The sequence below is a fragment of the Rhizobium glycinendophyticum genome (genome assembly GCF_006443685.1).
In the GTDB taxonomy this organism is placed as follows: domain Bacteria; phylum Pseudomonadota; class Alphaproteobacteria; order Rhizobiales; family Rhizobiaceae; genus Allorhizobium; species Allorhizobium glycinendophyticum.
In genome coordinates this window covers 2381690-2401034 of sequence record NZ_VFYP01000001.1, presented here as the reverse complement: position 1 = coordinate 2401034, position 19345 = coordinate 2381690, and the positions used below count along the sequence as shown (strand labels likewise).

Annotated in this window: 18 protein-coding genes; 8 read left to right on the top strand and 10 right to left on the bottom strand. The window is 61.1% G+C overall.

What is annotated here, in order from left to right; genetic code table 11:
- Position 1: 1 nt before the first annotated feature.
- Together FJQ55_RS11730 and FJQ55_RS11725 are read right to left on the bottom strand one after the other, a co-directional pair.
- Positions 2–1969, bottom strand: coding sequence for a methyl-accepting chemotaxis protein (locus tag FJQ55_RS11730; protein WP_246085085.1), 1968 nt, complete (start codon positions 1967–1969; stop codon positions 2–4).
- Positions 1970–2154: 185 nt separating this feature from the next.
- Positions 2155–2946 carry a DUF2189 domain-containing protein gene (locus FJQ55_RS11725; RefSeq protein ID WP_140828116.1) on the bottom strand — a complete coding sequence of 264 codons (792 nt, stop codon included), beginning with the start codon at positions 2944–2946 and terminating at the stop codon, positions 2155–2157.
- A gap of 419 nt (positions 2947–3365) precedes the next feature.
- On the opposite strand from FJQ55_RS11725, the gene FJQ55_RS11720 reads away from it, so the two are divergent.
- On the top strand, positions 3366–3965 hold the full coding sequence (locus FJQ55_RS11720; protein ID WP_140828115.1) for an SCO family protein: 600 nt from the start codon (positions 3366–3368) through the stop codon (positions 3963–3965).
- 86 nt (positions 3966–4051) lie between these two features.
- Positions 4052–4936, top strand: a complete 885-nt coding sequence (locus FJQ55_RS11715; protein WP_140828114.1) for a 50S ribosomal protein L11 methyltransferase — start codon at positions 4052–4054, stop codon at positions 4934–4936.
- Positions 4937–5076: 140 nt separating this feature from the next.
- Here the strand turns inward: FJQ55_RS11715 and FJQ55_RS23430 are convergent, their stop codons facing one another.
- Entirely contained in the window at positions 5077–5250 is a 174-nt protein-coding gene (locus FJQ55_RS23430; RefSeq protein WP_167507702.1) for a hypothetical protein, read from the bottom strand.
- Between the two features lie 271 nt (positions 5251–5521).
- Here FJQ55_RS23430 and FJQ55_RS11710 point away from each other — a divergent pair, with 271 nt between their 5' ends.
- Positions 5522–7357: an aminopeptidase P family protein gene (locus tag FJQ55_RS11710; RefSeq protein WP_140828113.1), complete on the top strand. Its 1836-nt coding sequence runs from the start codon at positions 5522–5524 to the stop codon at positions 7355–7357.
- A gap of 2 nt (positions 7358–7359) precedes the next feature.
- Here FJQ55_RS11710 and FJQ55_RS11705 read toward each other — a convergent pair whose 3' ends face one another.
- Together FJQ55_RS11705 and FJQ55_RS11700 are read right to left on the bottom strand one after the other, a co-directional pair.
- Positions 7360–7671 (bottom strand): AzlD family protein, encoded by a 312-nt coding sequence (locus FJQ55_RS11705; RefSeq protein WP_140828111.1) that lies wholly within the window; start codon positions 7669–7671, stop codon positions 7360–7362.
- Positions 7668–8393 (bottom strand): AzlC family ABC transporter permease, encoded by a 726-nt coding sequence (locus FJQ55_RS11700; protein ID WP_140828109.1) that lies wholly within the window; start codon positions 8391–8393, stop codon positions 7668–7670. The genes FJQ55_RS11705 and FJQ55_RS11700 overlap by 4 nt, the downstream gene beginning before the upstream one ends.
- A 146-nt stretch (positions 8394–8539) precedes the next feature.
- On the opposite strand from FJQ55_RS11700, the gene FJQ55_RS11695 reads away from it, so the two are divergent.
- On the top strand, positions 8540–8788 hold the full coding sequence (locus FJQ55_RS11695; RefSeq protein WP_246085084.1) for a DUF2164 domain-containing protein: 249 nt from the start codon (positions 8540–8542) through the stop codon (positions 8786–8788).
- A 4-nt stretch (positions 8789–8792) separates the two neighbouring features.
- On the opposite strand, the gene panB is transcribed toward FJQ55_RS11695, so the two are convergent.
- From panB to pncA, 3 genes are all read right to left on the bottom strand, one after another.
- A complete protein-coding gene (panB, locus tag FJQ55_RS11690; RefSeq protein WP_140828107.1) occupies positions 8793–9620 on the bottom strand; it encodes a 3-methyl-2-oxobutanoate hydroxymethyltransferase in 828 nt (275 codons plus the stop codon).
- Position 9621: 1 nt separating this feature from the next.
- Positions 9622–10494: a pantoate--beta-alanine ligase gene (panC, locus tag FJQ55_RS11685; protein WP_140828105.1), complete on the bottom strand. Its 873-nt coding sequence runs from the start codon at positions 10492–10494 to the stop codon at positions 9622–9624.
- Between the two features lie 91 nt (positions 10495–10585).
- Positions 10586–11212, bottom strand: a complete 627-nt coding sequence (gene pncA / locus FJQ55_RS11680; RefSeq protein WP_140828103.1) for a bifunctional nicotinamidase/pyrazinamidase — start codon at positions 11210–11212, stop codon at positions 10586–10588.
- Between the two features lie 224 nt (positions 11213–11436).
- Between pncA and FJQ55_RS11675 the strand changes: the two genes are divergently transcribed.
- Positions 11437–13776 (top strand): glucose/quinate/shikimate family membrane-bound PQQ-dependent dehydrogenase, encoded by a 2340-nt coding sequence (locus FJQ55_RS11675; protein ID WP_140828100.1) that lies wholly within the window; start codon positions 11437–11439, stop codon positions 13774–13776.
- A 153-nt stretch (positions 13777–13929) separates the two neighbouring features.
- Positions 13930–14208 carry a DUF6074 family protein gene (locus FJQ55_RS11670; protein WP_140828098.1) on the top strand — a complete coding sequence of 93 codons (279 nt, stop codon included), beginning with the start codon at positions 13930–13932 and terminating at the stop codon, positions 14206–14208.
- Between the two features lie 2 nt (positions 14209–14210).
- Here the strand turns inward: FJQ55_RS11670 and FJQ55_RS11665 are convergent, their stop codons facing one another.
- Complete coding sequence (locus tag FJQ55_RS11665) at positions 14211–14828, bottom strand: cupin domain-containing protein (RefSeq protein ID WP_140828096.1); 618 nt, start codon at positions 14826–14828, stop codon at positions 14211–14213.
- Between the two features lie 138 nt (positions 14829–14966).
- On the opposite strand from FJQ55_RS11665, the gene FJQ55_RS11660 reads away from it, so the two are divergent.
- Together FJQ55_RS11660 and FJQ55_RS11655 are read left to right on the top strand one after the other, a co-directional pair.
- Entirely contained in the window at positions 14967–15872 is a 906-nt protein-coding gene (locus FJQ55_RS11660) for a LysR family transcriptional regulator (RefSeq protein WP_161596977.1), read from the top strand.
- Positions 15873–15995: 123 nt separating this feature from the next.
- A complete protein-coding gene (locus FJQ55_RS11655) occupies positions 15996–16598 on the top strand; it encodes a thymidine kinase (protein ID WP_140828092.1) in 603 nt (200 codons plus the stop codon).
- A 47-nt stretch (positions 16599–16645) separates the two neighbouring features.
- On the opposite strand, the gene FJQ55_RS11650 is transcribed toward FJQ55_RS11655, so the two are convergent.
- Complete coding sequence (locus FJQ55_RS11650) at positions 16646–19111, bottom strand: ATP-dependent helicase (protein WP_140828091.1); 2466 nt, start codon at positions 19109–19111, stop codon at positions 16646–16648.
- Positions 19112–19345: the final 234 nt, after the last annotated feature.

Genomic DNA, 19345 nt, shown 5'->3' with positions numbered 1-19345 from the left:
CTTAGAACTCTTCCCAGTGTTCTTTTGCAGCGGCACCGCTCGCGGATGCCGAGGCCGTTCGGTTGAAAGTCCCGGCTACCTTTTGGATCAGGGCACGCGCGGGAGAGGGTCTTGCAGGAGCAGCGGCGGCGGCCGGCTCCGAAACATGTGCATGAGCAGTCTGGTCCAAGTTCATCTTGAACTGGCCGACCAAGCGCGACAGGTTTTCTGCGTCGCTGGCCAGGGTATGGGATGCCGCGTTGGTCTGCTCCACCATCGCCGCATTCTGCTGCGTGACCTGGTCCATCTGCCCGACGGCCGAATTGATCTCGCTCAGTCCAACTGATTGTTCACGCGCGCTGGTAACGATTGCCTTAACGTGCTCATTAATTCGTAAAACATCTTCTCCAATTCGGTGAAGGGCCTCACCCGTTGCCGTGACAAGATCGACGCCGCTGCGGACTTCCTCGCTGGATCGGGTGACCAGTGTCTTGATGTCGCGCGCCGCTTCTGCGGCGCGACCGGCCAGAGCCCGGACTTCCTGGGCAACGACTGCAAAACCCTTGCCTGCATCACCGGCACGGGCGGCCTCGACGCCGGCATTGAGCGCCAGAAGGTTGGTCTGGAAGGCGATTTCATCGATCACATTGATGATCTTGCCGATTTCGCCGGTGGCGTCCTCGATCCGGTTCATGGCCGCCATGGCGTCGTTGACCACGGCGCCGGACTTCTCCGCATAGTCCTTGGCGTTGTCGACCATGTGGCTTGCTTCCTCGGCGCGTTCGGTCGAGGTCTTGACGGTCTGGGTAATCTCGGACAGCGCGGCGGAGGTTTCCTCCAGCGATGCAGCCTGCTGCTCCGTGCGGCGGGCGAGGTCATCGGCGGCACTGCGCATCTGCTGGCTGTTGGCGTGGATGGAGCTGCTGTTGTTGGCGATTTCCGTCATCACCGTTTTAAGTCTGGTCGAGACGTCGTTGAAATCGTGCCGCAGCCGTTCAAGATCGGCCGGGAAAGTCACGGTGATCTCGGCCGAGAGGTCTCCTTCAGACAGATTTTTCAGACCTTCGCCCAGCGCTTCCACGGCGAGCTTCAGGGCGCGGGTATCGGCTTCAGCCGTCGACATCCGGCGCTCGCGTTCCGCCTCGTCCTGCAGGCGCTGACTGCGGGTGCTTTCCTCGAGGTCCTGTTTTTCAATAGCCGCCAGCCGAAAGACGTCGGCCGACTTGGCCATACGACCTATCTCATCGCCGCGCTCGGTCCCTTCGATTATAGCGTTGTAATCGCCGTCGACAATGCGCTGCATGCTGCGGGCGACGGCGCGGATGCCGTTGGCGATGGAGTTGCCGTGAATGAACTGAAGAGCAAGCACGGTGACGAAGGCGATAGATCCGAGAATGAGTTGAACGTGCAGAGCCTCTGCGCTGCGCTGCGTTGCTTCTGCGACGCGTTCCGCGACGACATTGCCGCCAAGCGCCGAGATATTGTTCAACGTCGTGCCCACGCGCTCTCCGGCGCCGTCGATGGCGTCATCGATCGCCGCATAGTCTGCTTCCGCGGCGCCCGTCTCCACCATGCGCTTCAGGTCAACCTTGATCGCCTGGACCACGGTCTGCAGATCCTGGTTGTAGTTTCCCACCTCGCTGGACGCACCCGCTTCAGCGGCGATGTCCTTGAGTGTGGCGCTTCCTTCGGTGAGGATCGTGGCAGCGGCGTTGATGATGTCGAGGCGCTCCGGCTGAATGCTGCCTTCTTCCCGGTCGATGATCGTGTCCATGGCCGCCAGAACAAGGTTGGCATTGGCCAGCCGCATCTCGTTGACCTTCTCCACCTCGTCCTTGACCGCGATGGCGCGCTCCAGCGAAAGGTTAAGCTGCGCGTTCTGGTACCAGCCGACCGCCAGCATCGAGCCGATGCCCAGCACGGCCGCGGCTCCCAAGGTCATCAGACGTTGCCTGACCGACAGGTTCTTACCCGTAATGTAGTTCAACAAGCTGTGTCTCCCCAGGCTCTCCAGCGGCCTATGCGCGCTGCGTCAATATCATGCGAAGCCAGGCAGGACCTGTTGGACAGTCATGTCCCGCGTGGTATTCCCACCACGACGCGGAGTGAGACTCGCATACTATAGTTAAACGTAAGCTAATTTAACCTAGGCTTGAGAGCTGATATGTTCGTCCGTCATGCGGGGATCGAAATGGCGCGGCGATAAAGATGCCAGGTCGCGTGGCCTGCAACTGGAAGGACCACGAGCAGGCCAGCGAAAACAGGCAGGAGAGCGAGGAAGGCCGCCACTGCAATGACGAAACCGAAGGTGAGCATCGGTAGGGGGTTCTCCATGACTGTTCTCATGCTCGTCAGCATGGCGGTGACGAAATCGGGATCGTGATCCAGGAGAAGAGGCATCGAAATGACAGTTGCAGTGAAGAGGATAGTCGCCAGCACGGCACCCACCACGGTTCCGATGGCGAGGAAGGTCAGGCCTTCGGGGGTGTAGAGCACGAGATTGGCAAAGGCATCCAGCGTGGCTGGAATGCGGAAGCCGAGAAGAAGTGCCATCAGCAGGCGAACCTGATAGATCCAGATCCAGAAGATGAAAAGCACCACGAATGCCATCCACGACAGTTGACGCTCGCGCTGGCGGAAGACCTCGGCGAGGACAGCTTTCCATCCGATCGGTTCACCTGCCTGATGACGCCGGCTGATTTCATAGATGCCGACCGCAACGAAGGGGCCGACGAGCGGAAAGCCGATGGCAACCGGGATAATCATCCAGGGCAGATGGTAATAGGCCAGCATGACCGCGATGAAGAGCCCGCCAAGCGCGTAGATGGCTCCAAAGAACAGACCATAGACAGGGTAGCTGCGGAAATCGCGCCATCCGTCGGCAAAGGAGGCGACGACATCCTGAAGCGTCAGCCGATTGATCCGAAATTTCGGCAAAGAGCCGTCTCTGATGATATGCTGGTCCATCTGTCCCTCCCAAGACGCCGGTCGCTCCATCAATCTGGCAGCAAAATCTGATTCCATTCCTTGATATCCGTCAAGTTCGCGTGCAAGGGGCGATCGGGCGTGTCTTCCGGCTCGCAATGCGCTATCATTCACGGATGATGTACTCGCAACACCGGCCCCGTTATCTTCCCCTGGCTGCCCTTGGGCTTGCTGCGGTGCTGATGGCGTTCGTCATTTTCCTCGGCTGGTTGCGCTTCGGCGGCGAGATCTTTCTCGCTCTAGTCGACTCCGGTCTCGCCTATTGCTTCTGATTTTCTCAAGGCATGTTGCGCCGTGACAAATCGGCGCTGTGCAGTCTCTTGCGACGAGTTGAATTGCTTTTCGGCGTTCTTAGGCCTATCCGCTCAACAACTCTCTTTTAATGCCGAGGATTGCCCTTCATGAAAGCCGTTCGTGTCGTCTTGTGGACTGCCGTCATCATCATGGCCGGTGCGCTCGGCTGGTTGACTTACAGTGTCACGCAGTCGAGCGACAAGATCGCGGAGGCACCGTTCGGCGTGCCGTTCCAGCTTGTGGATCAGAACGGTCAGCCGATCAGCGAGCAGGCGTTTCGCGGCAAGCCGACGGCGCTGTTCTTCGGCTTTACCCATTGCCCTGAGGTCTGCCCGACCACATTGTTCGAACTCGACGGTTGGCTGAAGAAGGTCGATCCAGAGGCGAAGGGCCTGCAGGCCTATTTTGTCACGGTCGATCCGGAGCGCGACACTCCGGCCATTCTCGGTCAGTACATCTCCAACGTCACCGATCGCGTCACCGGGATCGCCGGCGATCCGGCCAAGGTTGCCGAAGTCATCAAGGGGTTCCGGGTCTATGCCAAAAAGGTGCCGCTCGACGAGAGCAAGCCCGATGGTGATTACACCATGGACCACACGGCTTCCGTCTTCCTGCTCGACGCGGAAGGTCGTTTCAAGGGCACAATCGCTTACGGAGAAAATCCTGATACGGCCGTGAAGAAGCTCGAGAACCTGATGAAGGGCTGACGGGCGCTTCGGCCCAAGCGGTTGCCTTGGCGGCCATTGCGTTGTACCGCAACGCCTGACCTTCAGACGTCCGAGGAAGTACAGCCGTGAGCGAGATCCGCCTTTTTGTCAGCACGACCGAAGTCAATGCCAACCGCGTTCTCGATCTGCTGGGCTTCGAACTCGGCGAAGAGGATTTCGCCATCGCGACCACCGAGGTCGACGAGAAGGCTGATATCTGGGAAGCGTCGATCTATCTGATGATGGAAGACGAGGATGCGGTTCGCGCACGCTTCGAAACCGCCATCGCCGAAGAGTTTGCCGAACTTGCGATCGAAAGGGAGGTCATTCCCGATATCGACTGGATTGCGAAGTCGCTCGAAGGGCTCACTCCGGTCAGGGCGGGGCGTTTCCTGGTGCATGGCTCGCATGACCGCGACAAGGTTCAGCCCCATGATATCGCCATCGAAATCGATGCCGGCCAAGCCTTCGGGACCGGCCATCATGGAACGACGGCGGGCTGCCTCGAGGTGATTGAAACGGTGGTGCGGTCTCGCAAGGTGCGCAACGCGCTCGACCTCGGCACGGGCAGCGGCGTGCTTGCCATTGCGGTGCGCAAGCTGAGGCCGATCCCTGTGCTCGCCACCGACATCGATCCCATTGCGGTGCGCGTGGCGCGCGACAATGCGCGGCGCAACCAGGTGGTCGACGCTATCGATTTCCGTACCGCACCCGGTTTTCATTCGACGGCGTTTCGAGAATACGGCCCCTTCGATCTGATCATTGCCAATATTCTGGCGCGTCCGTTGATCAAGATGGCGCCGCAACTGGTGACGCATCTGGCGCCCAATGGCTCGGTGATCCTATCGGGTATTCTGGCGAGCCAGCGTTGGAAGGTGATTGCCGCCTATAGCAGCCAGGGCTTGTCGCATGTGCGCACCATTTGGCGCAATGGCTGGGTGACCATCCACTTTACGCAAGGGAAGGGCTGAGTCGCAGAGTCAGGTACCCAGCATTATCCGGGTTGGAAAAAAGGCGGCCCATAATGAGCCGCCTTCTTGGCATCGGCATCATGCCGCGCCTTGGTCCGCGAGCGTGGGAGGAGCGCTCAAGCGGGTATTATCTTATGATTTCAGATAATCGAACGCTGCGACGGACGGCGGCGCAGTTCATCGCGCGTCAGGCCCATGGCCTTCAGCGATGCGTCGTCGAGGGTGAGCAGGGCGCCCGTGGCATAAAGATCGGCCCGGCGCTGGCGGGCTTCCACGAGATTGTCGAGGGCGGTGCGCAGGAAGGACTTGGCCATTTCTCGGTTCCTTTTGGTTCGACGCGATCGGCGCGTCGTCATGCAGTGAATATAGGCATTGCAGGTGCCCCGAGGCAGGGGACTTGTGGCACGGGAGCCGTGCAATTGCTGCATAGCAACATAAGGGCGGCCTTAAATTTAGGCATAACGAGTGAATGGTGGTGCAGCTGCCTTCTTCGTCATCCCCGGAAGGTGAATTCTGGCGATGGGCAGTGCGGGTCGGGCTTGCTATAAGGCCGGGCAAGAATCCCTCCACCAGCGCAGGCATGTCATGTTCCAGTCCTTCGACGTCAAATCCACACCGCAGCACGGCAAGGCTCGCATCGAGGCCCTGCGCGGGCTGTTCGCCGACAACAAGATCGACGGCCTGCTCGTGCCGCGCTCGGATGAGTATCTGGGCGAATATGTCCCAGCCTCTGCCGAACGCCTTGCGTGGGCGACCGGGTTTACCGGTTCTGCAGGCCAGTTGCTGGTGACTGTCAGCCAGGCCGTTGTCTTCGTCGATGGCCGCTATGTGACGCAGCTTGCGCAACAGGTCGATCCTGCCGTGTTCACGCCGGGCGATCTGGTTGGCGAGCCGCCGCACAAGTGGATCGCAAACCATGCGGCCAAAGGTTTTCGTCTGGGTATCGATCCCTGGATGCATACCGGAGCCGAGGTGCGCCGGCTGGAACAGGCACTTGCGGAAATCGGCGGAGCGCTCGTTCTCTTGCCGTTCAACCCGGTCGATCGGCTGTGGACCGACCGTCCAGCCGAGCCTTTGGGCAAGGTGGCCATCCAGGCGGAAAACCAGGCCGGCGTTCCGGCCAAAGACAAGATCGCCCGCATCGCTGCTGATCTGACCGAACGGGGGCTCGCCGCCGTCTTCATCACCGATCCGTCTTCCGTCGCCTGGATCTTCAACATTCGCGGCAATGACGTTCCGCATACGCCGCACCCGCTGTCGCGAGCCTTCATCAAGGCGGATGGCACAGCCGAACTGTTCCTCGATGCGCGCAAGACCAATCTCGAGGTGGAGACCTATCTGGGGGAACTCTGCGAGCAGGTCGATCCGAAGCTGCTTGCCGAGCGGCTTGAGCGGCTCTCCGCCGGCGGCGCGCGTATCCTCGTCGATCCGGATCTCGCGCCGCATGTGCTCGGCCATCTGATCCGTCATTTCGGCGGCGAAGTGGTGGAGGGAAATGATCCCGCCAAACTTGGGCGGGCGGTGAAGAATATGGTCGAGCTCAACGGCTCCGCTGCCGCGCATCTGCAGGATGGCGTTGCCATGGTCGAGTTTCTCTCCTGGTTCGACGAACAACCGCCTGGAAGCCTCACCGAGATTGCTGCTGCCGAAGCGCTGGAAGCGACACGCGCGCGGGTCGGCGAGCGCATGCAGAACCCGCTCAAGGATATCTCCTTCGAGACAATCTCCGGTGCCGGCGAACATGCCGCTATCATGCATTATCGGGTGACCACGGAAAGCGATCGGCCGATCCACTCGGGCGAGATGTTCCTGATCGATTCGGGCGCGCAATATGTGAACGGGACCACCGATATCACCCGGACGCTCGCCGTCGGCACGGTGCCGGACGAGCAGCGGCGCTTCTTCACGCTGGCGCTCAAGGGCATGATTGCGATCAGCATGGCGCGCTTCCCGAAAGGCACGCGCGGCTGCGATCTCGATCCGCTGGCGCGCATCGCGCTGTGGAAGGCCGGCGCGGATTTTGCCCATGGAACCGGCCATGGTGTCGGTTCTTACCTCTCAGTGCATGAAGGGCCGCAGCGGATTTCGCGCATGTCGACGCAGGAGCTCCTGCCGGGGATGATCCTGTCGAACGAGCCTGGCTATTATCGTCCCGGCAGTTTCGGCATCCGCATCGAGAACCTGATCTATGTACGCGAAGCGGAGGCGATCGACGGCGGCGACCAGCCAATGCTCGGTTTCGAGACGCTCACCTTCGTTCCCATTGATCGCAGGTTGATTGTCGAGGATCTGTTGACGCGGGAAGAGTTGCGCTGGCTGGACGATTATCACCAGAAGACGCGCGATGAGTTGATGCCGCTGATTTCCGATCCGGCGCAGCGCAGCTGGCTGGAGAAGGCGACGGCGCCGTTCCGGCGCTGAGGTCAGACGAGGATCTGGCGCAGCACCATGACGACAACCCATCCCGCTATCAGCATCGGGATGGCCGAGAAGCGCAGGCCAACCAGTAGGGCGGCCACCATGGCGATCTTGATGTCGATGCTGCCCGCGAAGAAGGCGGGTGCTACGAGAGTGGTCAAAACCGCCGCTGGCACCGCGTTCAATGCGGCCTCCAGACGCGGCGGCATGGTCTTCAGGCGCTTGACCAGCACATAGCCACCGACCCGCGTGAGATAGGTGGCGACGGCGGCAGCGACGATCAGCACCACCATATAGGGCGTGAACAGCGTGTTCATGGCGCCTGCTCCCCGGTCGTGGCTTCCGTTTTCGGTGGCAGCAGGGCGGCGAGCGCCACGCCGGCGATGGCACCGATGCTGATGTGCCAGGGCGCGCCGACCAAATGTTGGGCGAGGACGGAAACAACGCCGCTGACTACGACGATCAGCAGAAAGTTGCTGCGTCTGCGGAAACCGAGCACCAGTCCCATGAAATAGATCGGCAGCAGCACGTCGATGCCCCAGACGGCAGGATCGCCGATGATCTTGCCGAGCAGGCCACCGATTGCAGACATGACGACCCAGGGGAAATAGATCACGGCGCCGAAGCCCAGATACCAGCGGTAAGTAACGGTATGGCCGGTTTCTCCGCGCGCCAGCGTTTCCGCAAACTGCGGATCGGTGAGCAGGAAAAAGCTCAGGAGTTTCTGGGGCAGGGTGAAGTGGTCGATCAGCGGGGTCAGCGCCGCCGAATAAAGGATATGGCGAAAATTGACCGCCAGGATCGACAGGACGACGATCCACAGCGGCACGTGCTGGCCGAAGAGTTCGATGCCGACCAATTGGCTGGCGCCTGCATAGACGACCGCGCTCATGAGGGTTGCTTCGGCCACGGTCTGGCCGTTGGCGACGGCGACGGCGCCGAAGAGGATGGCGAACGGGCCGGCGGAAATGATCACCGGCACGGCTTTGAACGCGCCTTCGGCAAATTCGGAACGGGGGGCGGGATCGCGACGGGACATTCAGTTCTCTCGACTTTGGGCCTTGGCTAGCCTGTTGGCTCTCGACGTGCAAACCAATAGGATTGATGGAACGACCATCTCCATTGATACTTGACGGCGATAACGACGATCAGGCGCACTGACGGCGGGCAAGGGGGAGCAAGACAGTGACCAGCGACAAACTTCCCAAAGAGGCGCGAGATCACATTACCATGGAGCTGAAGGCGTATCTCAGCGAGGAGTTCGATCTGGAGATCGGCCGTTTCGAGGCAGAAGGCCTGCTGGCCGCTGTGTTGCGACTTGCCGGCCCTCATTTCTACAACGCCGGGCTTCGCGACGCGCAGGCCTTGCTGATGCGGCATGTCGATGACGTCAACGATGGAATCGACCAGCTGGAGCGCAGACCTGAGGCGTGAAGGCCTATTTCTTCGGCCGGACCTGAAAGGTGTGTTCTGGTCCGGGGAAGGTTCGAGCCTTCACCTCTTCCGCGTAGTCCGAAACCGCCTTGTCGATGACATTGGCGAGTTCGGCGAAATGCTTGACGAAGCGCGGCTTGAACTCGTTGAACAGACCGAGCATGTCGTCGGAGACGAGGATCTGGCCGTCGCAAGCCGGTGATGCGCCAATCCCGATCGTTGCGGACTTGACCGTGGTCGTGATCTCGCGGGCGAGGGGCTCAACCGTTCCCTCGATCACCATGGCGAAGGCGCCCGCCTCGTCGATGGCTTTCGCATCGCGGCGGATCTTGTCCTGCTCGGCTTCGCTGTGGCCCTTGGACCGGTAGCCGCCCGACGTGTTCACCTGTTGCGGCATCAGGCCGATATGGCCAAAGACCGGTACGCCGCGGGACACGAGAAATTCGACCGTCTCCGCCATTTCCGCACCGCCCTCCAGCTTGACGCCGTCACAGCCGGTTTCCTTCATCAGACGCACAGCATTGCGGAAAGCCTGTTCCTTGCTCTCCTGATAGGAGCCGAAGGGCAGGTCGACGATGACGCAGGCGCGCTTGGCGCCGCGCATCACGGCTTGGCCATGGGCGATCATCATCTCCATGGTGACGCCGACCGTGGTGTCGAGGCCGTAGAGCACCATGCCGAGGCTGTCGCCGACCAAAAGCAGGTCGCAATGGTTGTCCATGATCCGGGCAACAGGGGTGGTATAGGCGGTCAGCGAAACGATTGGCCGCACGCCCTTGAGTGCACCGATATCGGCCGGCGTAAAGCGCTTCTGGCGGGGTGGTGTGCTCATATCAGGCGGCCTCCATGCCGGTGGCGGCCACTTGGCCGATGATGCGGTTGTCGAGAAGTTTCGTCTTGCCGAAGCGAACGTAGAGGAGGACGAGCGCACTGCCGTTGACAGTCTCGATGCGCGCAAGGGTCTGAGGGTCGCGGATGGCGACGACTTCCGGCTCGGCCAGGGGTTCGGTGCGCAGGAAATCCAAAAGCTTTGCTTCTAGCGTCGCGACGTTTCTGATGCCCGCCAGAAGCAGGCGTTCTGCCTCAGCGAGCGTTTTCGGCACGATGACGGCAGCGGCGCGCTCTGCCGGTGACAGGTAGACATTGCGGGATGAACAGGCGAGGCCATCTGCCTCACGCACGGTCGAGACCGGCACGATCCTGACAGGCTGGGCGAGATCCTCGACCATCTTCTGGATGATCGTGACCTGCTGGTAGTCCTTCTCGCCGAAATAGGCGGCGTCCGGCTGGACGATGTTGAAGAGCTTCGTGACGACGGTGGCTACGCCTGCGAAGTGTCCGGGGCGTGCCTCGCCTTCGAGTTCCGAGCCGAGCTTCGGCAGATCGACGACTGTCTGCATGGGCTCCGGATACATCTCCATAACCGAGGGCGCGAAGAGGAAGTCGATGCCCGCATCGCGCAACAGAGCTGCGTCACGCTCGAGGTCGCGCGGATACTTTTCGAGGTCCTCGTTCTTGCCGAACTGCAGCGGATTGACGAAGATCGACACGACGGTCGCGTCATTCTCAGCCTTCGACCGGGAGACGAGGCTGAGATGCCCCTGGTGGAGATAGCCCATTGTCGGCACGAAGCCGATCGACTGGCCGCTTCTGCGACGGGCTGCGAGCTTTTCCCGCAAAGCGGCGATCGTGGTGATGATATCCATGACCGGGCGTCCTCCCTGTCTTGTTCTTGGGCCCGCCTCTAACGCGTGCCGCCAAAAAAGGCAATCGCACGAATCATTTGCAGTTGTGTCTTCAGATTTCGATTCGGCTGCTGTCTGTAATTTCGACGCCGGCATCGGCCATGGCGTCGAGTGCCTGTTTGACCCCTGCCGGGTCGATCCCCCGACAGCCATCAGCAATGAGCCGCACCGTGACACCCGGCAGCATGTCGACAGCATCAAGGGCCGAGAAGCGCACGCAATAATCCGTCGCAAGGCCCATCAGGTCGAGCTCTGTGACATTCTTCGACCTCAGATAATCGGACAGACCGGTCAGCGCCGACCTGTCGTTGTCGCGGAAGGCCGAATAGCTATCGACGGCAGGGTTTTCGCCTTTGCGTTGAACATGATCTATGCGGCTCTTGTCGAGATCTGGGTGGAATTCTGCGTCCCGCGTGTTCTGGACGCAGTGGTCGGGCCACATCACCTGAGGCTGGCCGGAGAGCTCGCCCATCTCGAAGGGTTTCTTGCCGGGATGCTGCGAGGCAAAGCTTCCGTGGTTGGCCGGGTGCCAGTCCTGCGAGGCGACCACGAAATCGTATCGTCCTGATAGCATCAGCCGATTGGCGACCGGCACCACAGCATCGCCCTCGGCGACCGGCAGATTGCCGCCCGGGCAAAAGCCATTCTGGATATCGATCAGCAACAAGGCCTTTGTCATGGAACGCGCTCCCGTGTTTGTGCGGCGCAAGATGGCAATGGGCGGGTGCGGGATCAAGAGAAAGTTGGTGAGTTTTTGCCCGTGAGTCGGCCCAAAAACATTGTTCCATCGGGTTTGGAACAATCCTCCGTTTCTCCCGTTCGACTGATGTCGCAGGTCCCTTATCCCGCGCCATTCGACGCGTGGGGCCATCTCGTACCTTTCCAGACATGAATGGACTTGGCATGTTATTGACCATCACCATCGGCATATTCGCCCTTTTAGGGCTCGTGCTCGGGGTCGGCGGAGCGCAGCTCGCCGCCCTGGGTGGCAGCTTGTATTATCTGATCGCCGGAATCGTCTTTCTGGCGACCGCCGTGCTTTTGTTTCTCAGACGCGCGGAAGCGCTGTGGCTCTATGGGCTCTTTATTGTGGGCAGTCTCATCTGGGCGCTCTGGGAGGTGGGGCTCGACTGGTGGCAGCTCGGCACACGTGGCGGCCTCGTGGTAGTCCTCGGCCTCTGGCTGATGCTTCCCTGGATCCGCCGTCGCCTTGGGCCGGAGCACCGCCGCGGGCGGGTCGCTGCTTCCGTTCTGCCGCTGGCTGTGCCGGTGCTGATCGCCGTCATCACAGCGGCTATTTCCCTCTTCTCCGACCCCTATGACCGTTCAGGCAGTCTGCCGGCAGATCAGGTCGCAGCCGCACCCACGCTCGGTGGCGATGTGCCGGATGGTGACTGGCACCAGTATGGCCGCACGCCCTACGGCCAACGCTACTCCCCGCTCACTCAGATCAACACTGACAACGTCAAAGATCTCGAGGTCGCATGGACCTATCAAACCGGCGACGTGAAGCAGCCGCAAGACGTCACAGAGACCACCTACCAGGTGACGCCGCTCAAGGTGGGTGACACGCTCTATGTCTGCACGCCTCACAACTGGGCGATTGCCATTTATGCGGCAACGGGCAAGGAAAAATGGAAGTTCGATGCGAATGCCGGTCTCAATGCCGACCGTCAGCACCAGACCTGCCGAGGCGTAACCTACTACCAGGACCCGGCAGCCAGCGCCGGAACTGCATGCGCCACGCGTGTCTACCTGCCGACATCCGATGCCCGGCTTATCGCGCTTGATGCTGCAACCGGTGCCGTGTGCCAGAACTTCGCCAATGGTGGTACGCTACAGCTTGGCCAGGGCATGCGCTACAACCCGGCAGGCTATTACTACTCCACCTCGCCGCCCGTTATCGCCGCAGGCAAGATCATCATCGGCGGGGCCGTCAACGACAACTATTCGACGGAATCGCAGTCGGGCGTCATTCGCGCCTTCGACGTCAATACCGGTGCGCTGGTCTGGAACTGGGACAGCGGCAATCCGACCCAGACGGCTCCGATCGGGGAAGGTCAGAGCTACACGACCAATTCGCCGAACAGCTGGTCCGTCTTCTCGGTGGATGAACAGCTGGGCCTCGTGTACATCCCGCTCGGCAACCAGGTGCCGGACCAGCTCGGCATGGGGCGTGGCGAAAGCGTCGAAAAGTATTCTTCGTCGATTGTCGCGCTCGATGTGAACACCGGACAGGACCGCTGGGTCCGCCAGACCGTGCATCACGATCTCTGGGACATGGACGTTCCGGCCCAGCCGGTGCTGATAGACATCAACAATCAGGAGGGTGCAGTCGTGCCGGCTCTGGTTGGACCCACCAAGCAGGGCGACATCTACGTTCTGGACCGGCGGACCGGCGAGCCGATCATTCCGGTTCGTGAGATCCCGGCGCCGGGCGGGGCTATTCCGGAAGACTTCACCTCGCCGACGCAGCCGATATCGGACCTGACCTTCCGGCCGCCCACGCTTGAGGAACGTAACATGTGGGGCCTGTCGATCATCGACCAGATGATGTGCCGGATCGAGTTCCACAAGCTCAACTACGAGGGGCAGTACACGCCGCCGTCGCTCAATGGAACGCTTGTCTATCCCGGCAATTTCGGTACGTTCAACTGGGGTTCGGTTGCGGTCGATCCGGAACGGCAGGTGATGTTCGGCATGCCGACCTACCTGGCATTCACCTCGAAGCTTGTGCCCCGTGCGGATATCCCGCCGAAGGGCGAAGGCGAGAAGGGCTCCGAGCAGGGTCTGAACCGCAACGAAGGCGCACCTTATGGCGTCGTGATGGGACCGTTCCTGTCACCGCTCGGCATCCCTTGCCAGGCGCCGCCATGGGGCACGGTCGCCGGCGTCGATCTGCGCACCGGTCAGATCGCCTACCAGCATCGCAACGGCACCGTCTACGATATGACGCCGTTGCCGCTGCCGTTCAAAGTCGGCGTGCCCGGTATCGGCGGTCCGATGATCACCAAGGGCGGCGTGGTCTTCCTAGGTGCGGCCGTCGACGACTATCTGCGTGCCTATGATCTCACGACCGGCGAACAGCTGTGGCAGGCGCGCCTGCCGGCTGGTGGCCAGGCGACGCCGATGACCTATGCGCTCGACAACGGCAAGCAGTATGTCGTGATGGTGGCGGGTGGTCACGGGTCTGTCGGCACCAAGCCCGGCGATTATGTGATCGCCTATACTCTACCCGACTGAGGCCGGGCATACCCACCCGAATATCTCCTAACACCCTCTGCTGCAAGGCAGGGGGTGTTCCGTTTCAAGGCAGGTTCGAGGATCCCCTTAGTGCCGAAACGGAACATTAACCATGTGATTCTACACACGTCCTGTAACGTGAGGATGTTTCGCATGAGTAGCCAAGCCATGACCGGCCAGACAAACCCGACCATCGCCTTCTTTCCGCTTGCGAACCGCCGGGACCTGGTCCGCCGATCGGCTATGGAACTCGACCGCCTCAATGGCTATGCCGCAAACGAATTCTGGAAGACCACCTGCCGCAGCCTTGGCAACGAACTCCTGGCGCTGGGATGCCCGGAAGACGAGATGCGGGCCGAAATCATGGATTTTCAGGCGGCCGTTCAGGTCGAGCTGATGTGGCTGCACCGCGAGGAAGCGGCGCAAGGCTGACGTCAAAGGTTCTGTGCGAACAGGATCTCGTCCTTCGCCGCCGGCGTCCGTGCCGCGCGCGGCTTCACCGCCAAGCGGTAGCCGAGAAATCGAGCAACGGGAGCAAGAGCTGCGAAGAGCAGTTTCTGCACGCCGATCGGCGGACCCGAGATATAGAGGTGATCGCGGAAGGCGTTGAGCGCCAGTGCGATCGCCAGGAGTTTCACCGAACCATCCGCCTTGAAATAGGCCGGTTCTTCGGCCGTCCAGCGCGCCAGATTGAGAAAAAACCGTAGATGCTGCTGGGCCGTCGGGAAGGCCACTGTCAGGTGGGTCTCCCCATCCCAATCATTGCGAAAGAAGTGGCGCGCGCCCTTCGGGACGGTCACGGACTGGCCCTCTTCCGCAAAGTGCTTCTTGCCGTCGATCATCACCATTACGCGGCCGCTATGGACGGTGAAGATCTCGTCTGAATGCGGATGGATGTGTTCCACGGCATTGCCGCCGCCGGACCCGCCCTTGCCGAGCACGACGTCGAAGCGGGTGGTGGGCGTTTCCTCGCAAGGCTGCGTGAAGACGAATGTTTCGTTGTTGTAGGCATTCAAAATACGGGTGCCGGCCGGGACAAGCGTCTCGCGCATTGGGGGGCTCCTTGGGTTCGGTTTCCTGAGAATTTCAGCCCGCGAAGACTGTTCACGGGCGGTGGAAAGCCGTGTAGGGTCACTGCGTTTCTTGTTCAAACACCGTTTTTGCCGCTGCACTCACCGGATTTGCATAACGTGACCGCACCGATGAATTTCGATGACCTGCGATACCTGCTGGCGGTCGCAGAGACCGGATCGACGCTGGCGGCCTCGCGGATTCTCGGGGTCAGCCAGAGCACGGTGTCCCGCAGGATTGCCGCGCTGGAAGCGTCCATACAAGTGGAGCTTTTCGACAAGCGGCGAACGGGCTACGCCCTGACGGAGGCTGGCGGCGCGTTGCTCGCTCCGGCAGAAGCTGTCGCGAAGGCGGTCGATGGGTTTACTGCCGCCGTTTCCAGCCTTGGCCGCGCGGTTACCGGCACCGTCCGGTTCACGACGAATGAGGTTATCGCATCCGTCGTCTTGCCGCATTTGATCGAACGGCTGAAGGAGGCGCATCCAGGGATTCGGCTGGAGGTAGATACCAGCAATATCCTTCGCGATCTTGCAACGGGTGAAGCCGATATCGCACTTCGGGCAGCGCCGGCCCCGACACATCCCGATCTGGTCGGGGTCAAACTCTTCGAGGATTACTGGAGCCTGTATTGCTCGCGAAGCTACAGCCAGCGCCACGGTAGCCCTCGTAGCGTCGAGGAACTCGCTGGTCATGCTCTGATCGGGATCGACAGTCATGTGCGGGGTAGGGCGATCCTGGATTGGGTGCGGGCGCATTTTCCGGCAGAGCAGACGCTTCTGCGGCACAACTCCGTGCCCGCCGTGTTCAGCAGCGTGCGCAACGGTGTCGGCGTCGGTCTGTGCTCCGAATTCATCGGGTCGCGCGATCCGCAGCTCGTCCTTTGTTTTCGCCCACCGGTGCCGCCGGCTGCCGAGGTCTGGCTGGTAACGCATGAGCGGTTGCGGCATCTGCCGCGCATCCGTGCGGTGATGGATACAACCCGGGCGCTCATCAGAGCTATGATATCCGCGCCTTCTTCCGTTTGACCGGGATCGATTGACGTCAGCGATTCTTGTCTGTTGGCAACGCTTCCGTCTGCTTGCCTTGCCGGTTCGGCTTTCCTACAACAACCTTGATCCCGCCACACTCAAATTTGAAGCAGCGACGATTTGGCCAAGCTACATTTCATCTATGCCACCATGAATGCCGGCAAATCGACGCTTCTCCTGCAGGCGGCCTATAACTATCAGGAACGCGGCATGCGGGTCGCGACGCTGATCAGCGCGATCGACAACAGAGTCGGCAAGGGCTGGATCGGCTCGCGGATCGGGTTAAAGGCGGAGGCGGAGGCTTTTGGGCCTGACGACGATCTTTTCGGCGTGATCAAGGCAGATCACGAAAAGGCGCCGCTCTCCTGCGTCTTCGTCGATGAGGCGCAGTTCCTCACCTCCGAGCAGGTCTGGCAGCTTTCGCGGATCGTCGATGTGCTCGATCTGCCGGTCATGGCCTATGGGCTGCGTACGGATTTCCGCGGAGAGCTTTTTCCCGGCTCAAAGGGACTGCTCGCCATAGCCGATGAACTGACCGAGGCGCGCTCGATCTGCCATTGCGGCCGCAAGGCGACCATGGTCGTGCGGCTGGGCGCTGATGGAAGGGCGCTAAAGGACGGAGCGCAGGTGATGATCGGCGGCAACGAGACATACATGCCTCTCTGCCGCCGGCATTGGCAGATGGCATTTTCTGCGGAAGAGTGCGGTATCGCCGCAGAATAATCCGCGAAGCCCAGCGGCTTCGAGAGAGTCAGACAGCTTCTCGAAGATCAGACCTTTTCGACAAAACCGTCCAGCACCCGCTTCTGGCCCGCGCGGTCGAAATCGATCGTCAGCTTGTTGCCTTCGATGGATGCGATGTTGCCGTTGCCGAACTTGATGTGGAAGACGCGGTCGCCGACCGAGTAACGGGACGGTTCCGACGTGGTCGACTTGGCGACGAGTTCACCGTCAATCGTCTTCGCTCTGGGGCCGCTTTCGCCATAGCCGATGCGCTCGACGGAATGCCCGGAGCGGTTGCCCCAGTTGTCGCGGGTGGCATCGGTCTTGTTGGCCTGGGCACGCTTCCAGCCGGGCGTCGTATAATTGTTCTGGAAAGGCTCCTGTTTGTCGAAGCGGGACTGGCCGTAGGGGTTGCGGCCGTAGCCGCCGTAGGAGGTCTCGGCCTCCGCCACTTCGACATGGGCCGGCGGCAGTTCATCGAGAAAGCGCGAGGGCATGGTCGACTGCCAGAGGCCGTGGATGCGGCGGTTGGAGACGAACCACAGGTGGCAGCGGCGCTTGGCGCGGGTGATCCCGACATAGGCGAGGCGTCGCTCTTCCTCGAGCCCGGAGCGTCCACCTTCGTCGAGCGCGCGCTGGTGGGGAAACAGGCCTTCTTCCCAGCCGGGCAGGAAGACGGTTTCGAATTCCAGGCCCTTGGCCGAATGCAGCGTCATGATCGAGACGGCATCCAAATTCTCGTTCTGCTCGACATCCATGACCAACGAGACGTGCTCGAGGAAGCCGCGCAGGCTCTCGAAGGCCTCCATCGAGCGGACCAGTTCCTTCAGGTTGTCGAGACGACCCGGCGCTTCGGCCGATTTGTCGTTCTTCCACATGTCGGTATAGCCGGACTCTTCCAGAACCTGTTCGGCGAGCTCCGTATGCGGTGTGTTTTCCAGCAGTTCGCTCCAGCGACGGAACATCATGACTACGTCGAAGAGAGCCTTGCGTGCCTTCGGCTTCAACTCGTCCGTTTCGATGATGTCGGCCGCTGCCGCCAGCATAGGCACGTCGCGGGCGCGGGCGTAATCGTGCAGGGCGCGGATCGTGGTGTCGCCGAGGCCGCGCTTCGGCGTGTTGACGATGCGCTCGAAGGCGAGGTCGTCGGCCGGCTGGCAGATCAGGCGGAAGTAAGCCATGGCATCGCGGATTTCCATGCGCTCGTAGAAGCGCGGACCGCCGATGACGCGGTAGTTGAGGCCAAGCGTAACGAAGCGGTCTTCGAATTCGCGCATCTGGAAGGAGGCGCGCACCAGGATCGCCATGTTGTTGAGCGGATGCTGCTGGCGTTGGAGTTGCTCGATCTCTTCGCCGATGGCGCGGGCTTCCTCTTCCGAATCCCAGGCGGCATGGACCACGACCTTGCCGTCATTGGGATCGACGCGGTCGGTGAACAGCGTCTTGCCGAGGCGGCCTTCGTTATGGGCGATGAGATGGCCGGCAGCACCGAGGATGTGTTCGGTGGAGCGGTAATTGCGCTCCAGCTTGATCACCTTTGCGCCGGGAAAATCCCTTTCGAAGCGCAGGATGTTGTCGACTTCCGCGCCGCGCCAGCCATAGATCGACTGGTCATCGTCGCCGACGCAGCAGACGTTCTGAGGGATCCCCTGTGGGCGCTGGGCCAGCAGGCGCAGCCACATGTATTGCGCTGTATTGGTGTCCTGATACTCGTCGACGAGGACATATTTGAAGCGCTGGTGGTATTCTTTCAGCACATCCGGATTGGCCCTGAACATGCGGATCGGATGCAACAGCAGATCGCCGAAGTCGCAGGCATTCAGCGTCTTCAGGCGGTTCTGGTAAGCGACGTAGAGTTCACGGCCCTTGCCATTGGCAAAGGCGCGAGCGTCCCCCTCCGGAATCTGCGCGGGATCAAGGCCCTTGTTCTTCCAGCCGTCGATCATCTGGGCGAACTGCTTGGCCGGCCAGCGCTTGTCATCAAGGCCCTCCGCCTGGATGATCTGCTTGATCAGGCGCACGACATCGTCGGTGTCGAGGATGGTGAAATCGGAGGAAAGACCGACAAGTTCGGCGTGTCGCCTAAGTAGCTTGACGCCGATCGAGTGGAAGGTGCCGAGCCAGGGCATGCCCTCGACGGCGCCGCCGACGAGATGGCCGATGCGCTCCTTCATCTCGCGGGCGGCCTTGTTGGTGAAGGTCACAGCGAGGATCTGGCTGGGATAGGCGCGGTTGGTCGCAAGGATGTGGGCGATGCGGGTGGTCAGCACGCGTGTCTTGCCGGTACCGGCACCGGCGAGCACGAGCACCGGACCATCCACGGTTTCAACAGCCTCGCGCTGTTCCGGGTTGAGGCCCGTCAGGTAATCGGGAGCGCTCGCCTGACCACGGGCGGCCATGGCGCGGGCGGCAATGCCCAGTCCGCCGGTGGTCGGTGCTGCGGGCGCCGCAGCCGGCTTGCGCGGCGCTGGCTCCTCGTCGAAGAAGGGAATGTCGTCAAAACCGTTACTCATGCGGCTCAATGTAGTGATTCGGGTTCGAAAGGCCAGTGACGGCGTTCTGGTTTTATTCCCACATTGCCGGTTCATCACCGGTTTTGGAGGATGTTTGGGGTCAATATCCCGACGAGCGATCGTGATTGCGCCACGGTCCAACGTAAACGCGATCACGCTGGCGTGAATTTGCGTGAGGTTACAAATCAGTAAGCTTGCCGTGTGGCCATTGCCAGACACAATCTGAGCGCCATA

Coding starts and splice junctions, on each gene's coding strand:
- FJQ55_RS11670 (WP_140828098.1), top strand. CDS start 13,930: ATGAGTAGCCAAGCCATGACCGGCCAGACAAACCCGACCATCGCCTTC.
- FJQ55_RS11650 (WP_140828091.1), bottom strand. CDS start 19,111: ATGAGTAACGGTTTTGACGACATTCCCTTCTTCGACGAGGAGCCAGCG.
- FJQ55_RS11665 (WP_140828096.1), bottom strand. CDS start 14,828: ATGCGCGAGACGCTTGTCCCGGCCGGCACCCGTATTTTGAATGCCTAC.
- FJQ55_RS11705 (WP_140828111.1), bottom strand. CDS start 7,671: ATGAACACGCTGTTCACGCCCTATATGGTGGTGCTGATCGTCGCTGCC.
- FJQ55_RS11710 (WP_140828113.1), top strand. CDS start 5,522: ATGTTCCAGTCCTTCGACGTCAAATCCACACCGCAGCACGGCAAGGCT.
- FJQ55_RS23430 (WP_167507702.1), bottom strand. CDS start 5,250: ATGGCCAAGTCCTTCCTGCGCACCGCCCTCGACAATCTCGTGGAAGCC.
- pncA (WP_140828103.1), bottom strand. CDS start 11,212: ATGACAAAGGCCTTGTTGCTGATCGATATCCAGAATGGCTTTTGCCCG.
- panC (WP_140828105.1), bottom strand. CDS start 10,494: ATGGATATCATCACCACGATCGCCGCTTTGCGGGAAAAGCTCGCAGCC.
- FJQ55_RS11725 (WP_140828116.1), bottom strand. CDS start 2,946: ATGGACCAGCATATCATCAGAGACGGCTCTTTGCCGAAATTTCGGATC.
- FJQ55_RS11700 (WP_140828109.1), bottom strand. CDS start 8,393: ATGTCCCGTCGCGATCCCGCCCCCCGTTCCGAATTTGCCGAAGGCGCG.
- panB (WP_140828107.1), bottom strand. CDS start 9,620: ATGAGCACACCACCCCGCCAGAAGCGCTTTACGCCGGCCGATATCGGT.
- FJQ55_RS11675 (WP_140828100.1), top strand. CDS start 11,437: ATGTTATTGACCATCACCATCGGCATATTCGCCCTTTTAGGGCTCGTG.
- FJQ55_RS11720 (WP_140828115.1), top strand. CDS start 3,366: ATGAAAGCCGTTCGTGTCGTCTTGTGGACTGCCGTCATCATCATGGCC.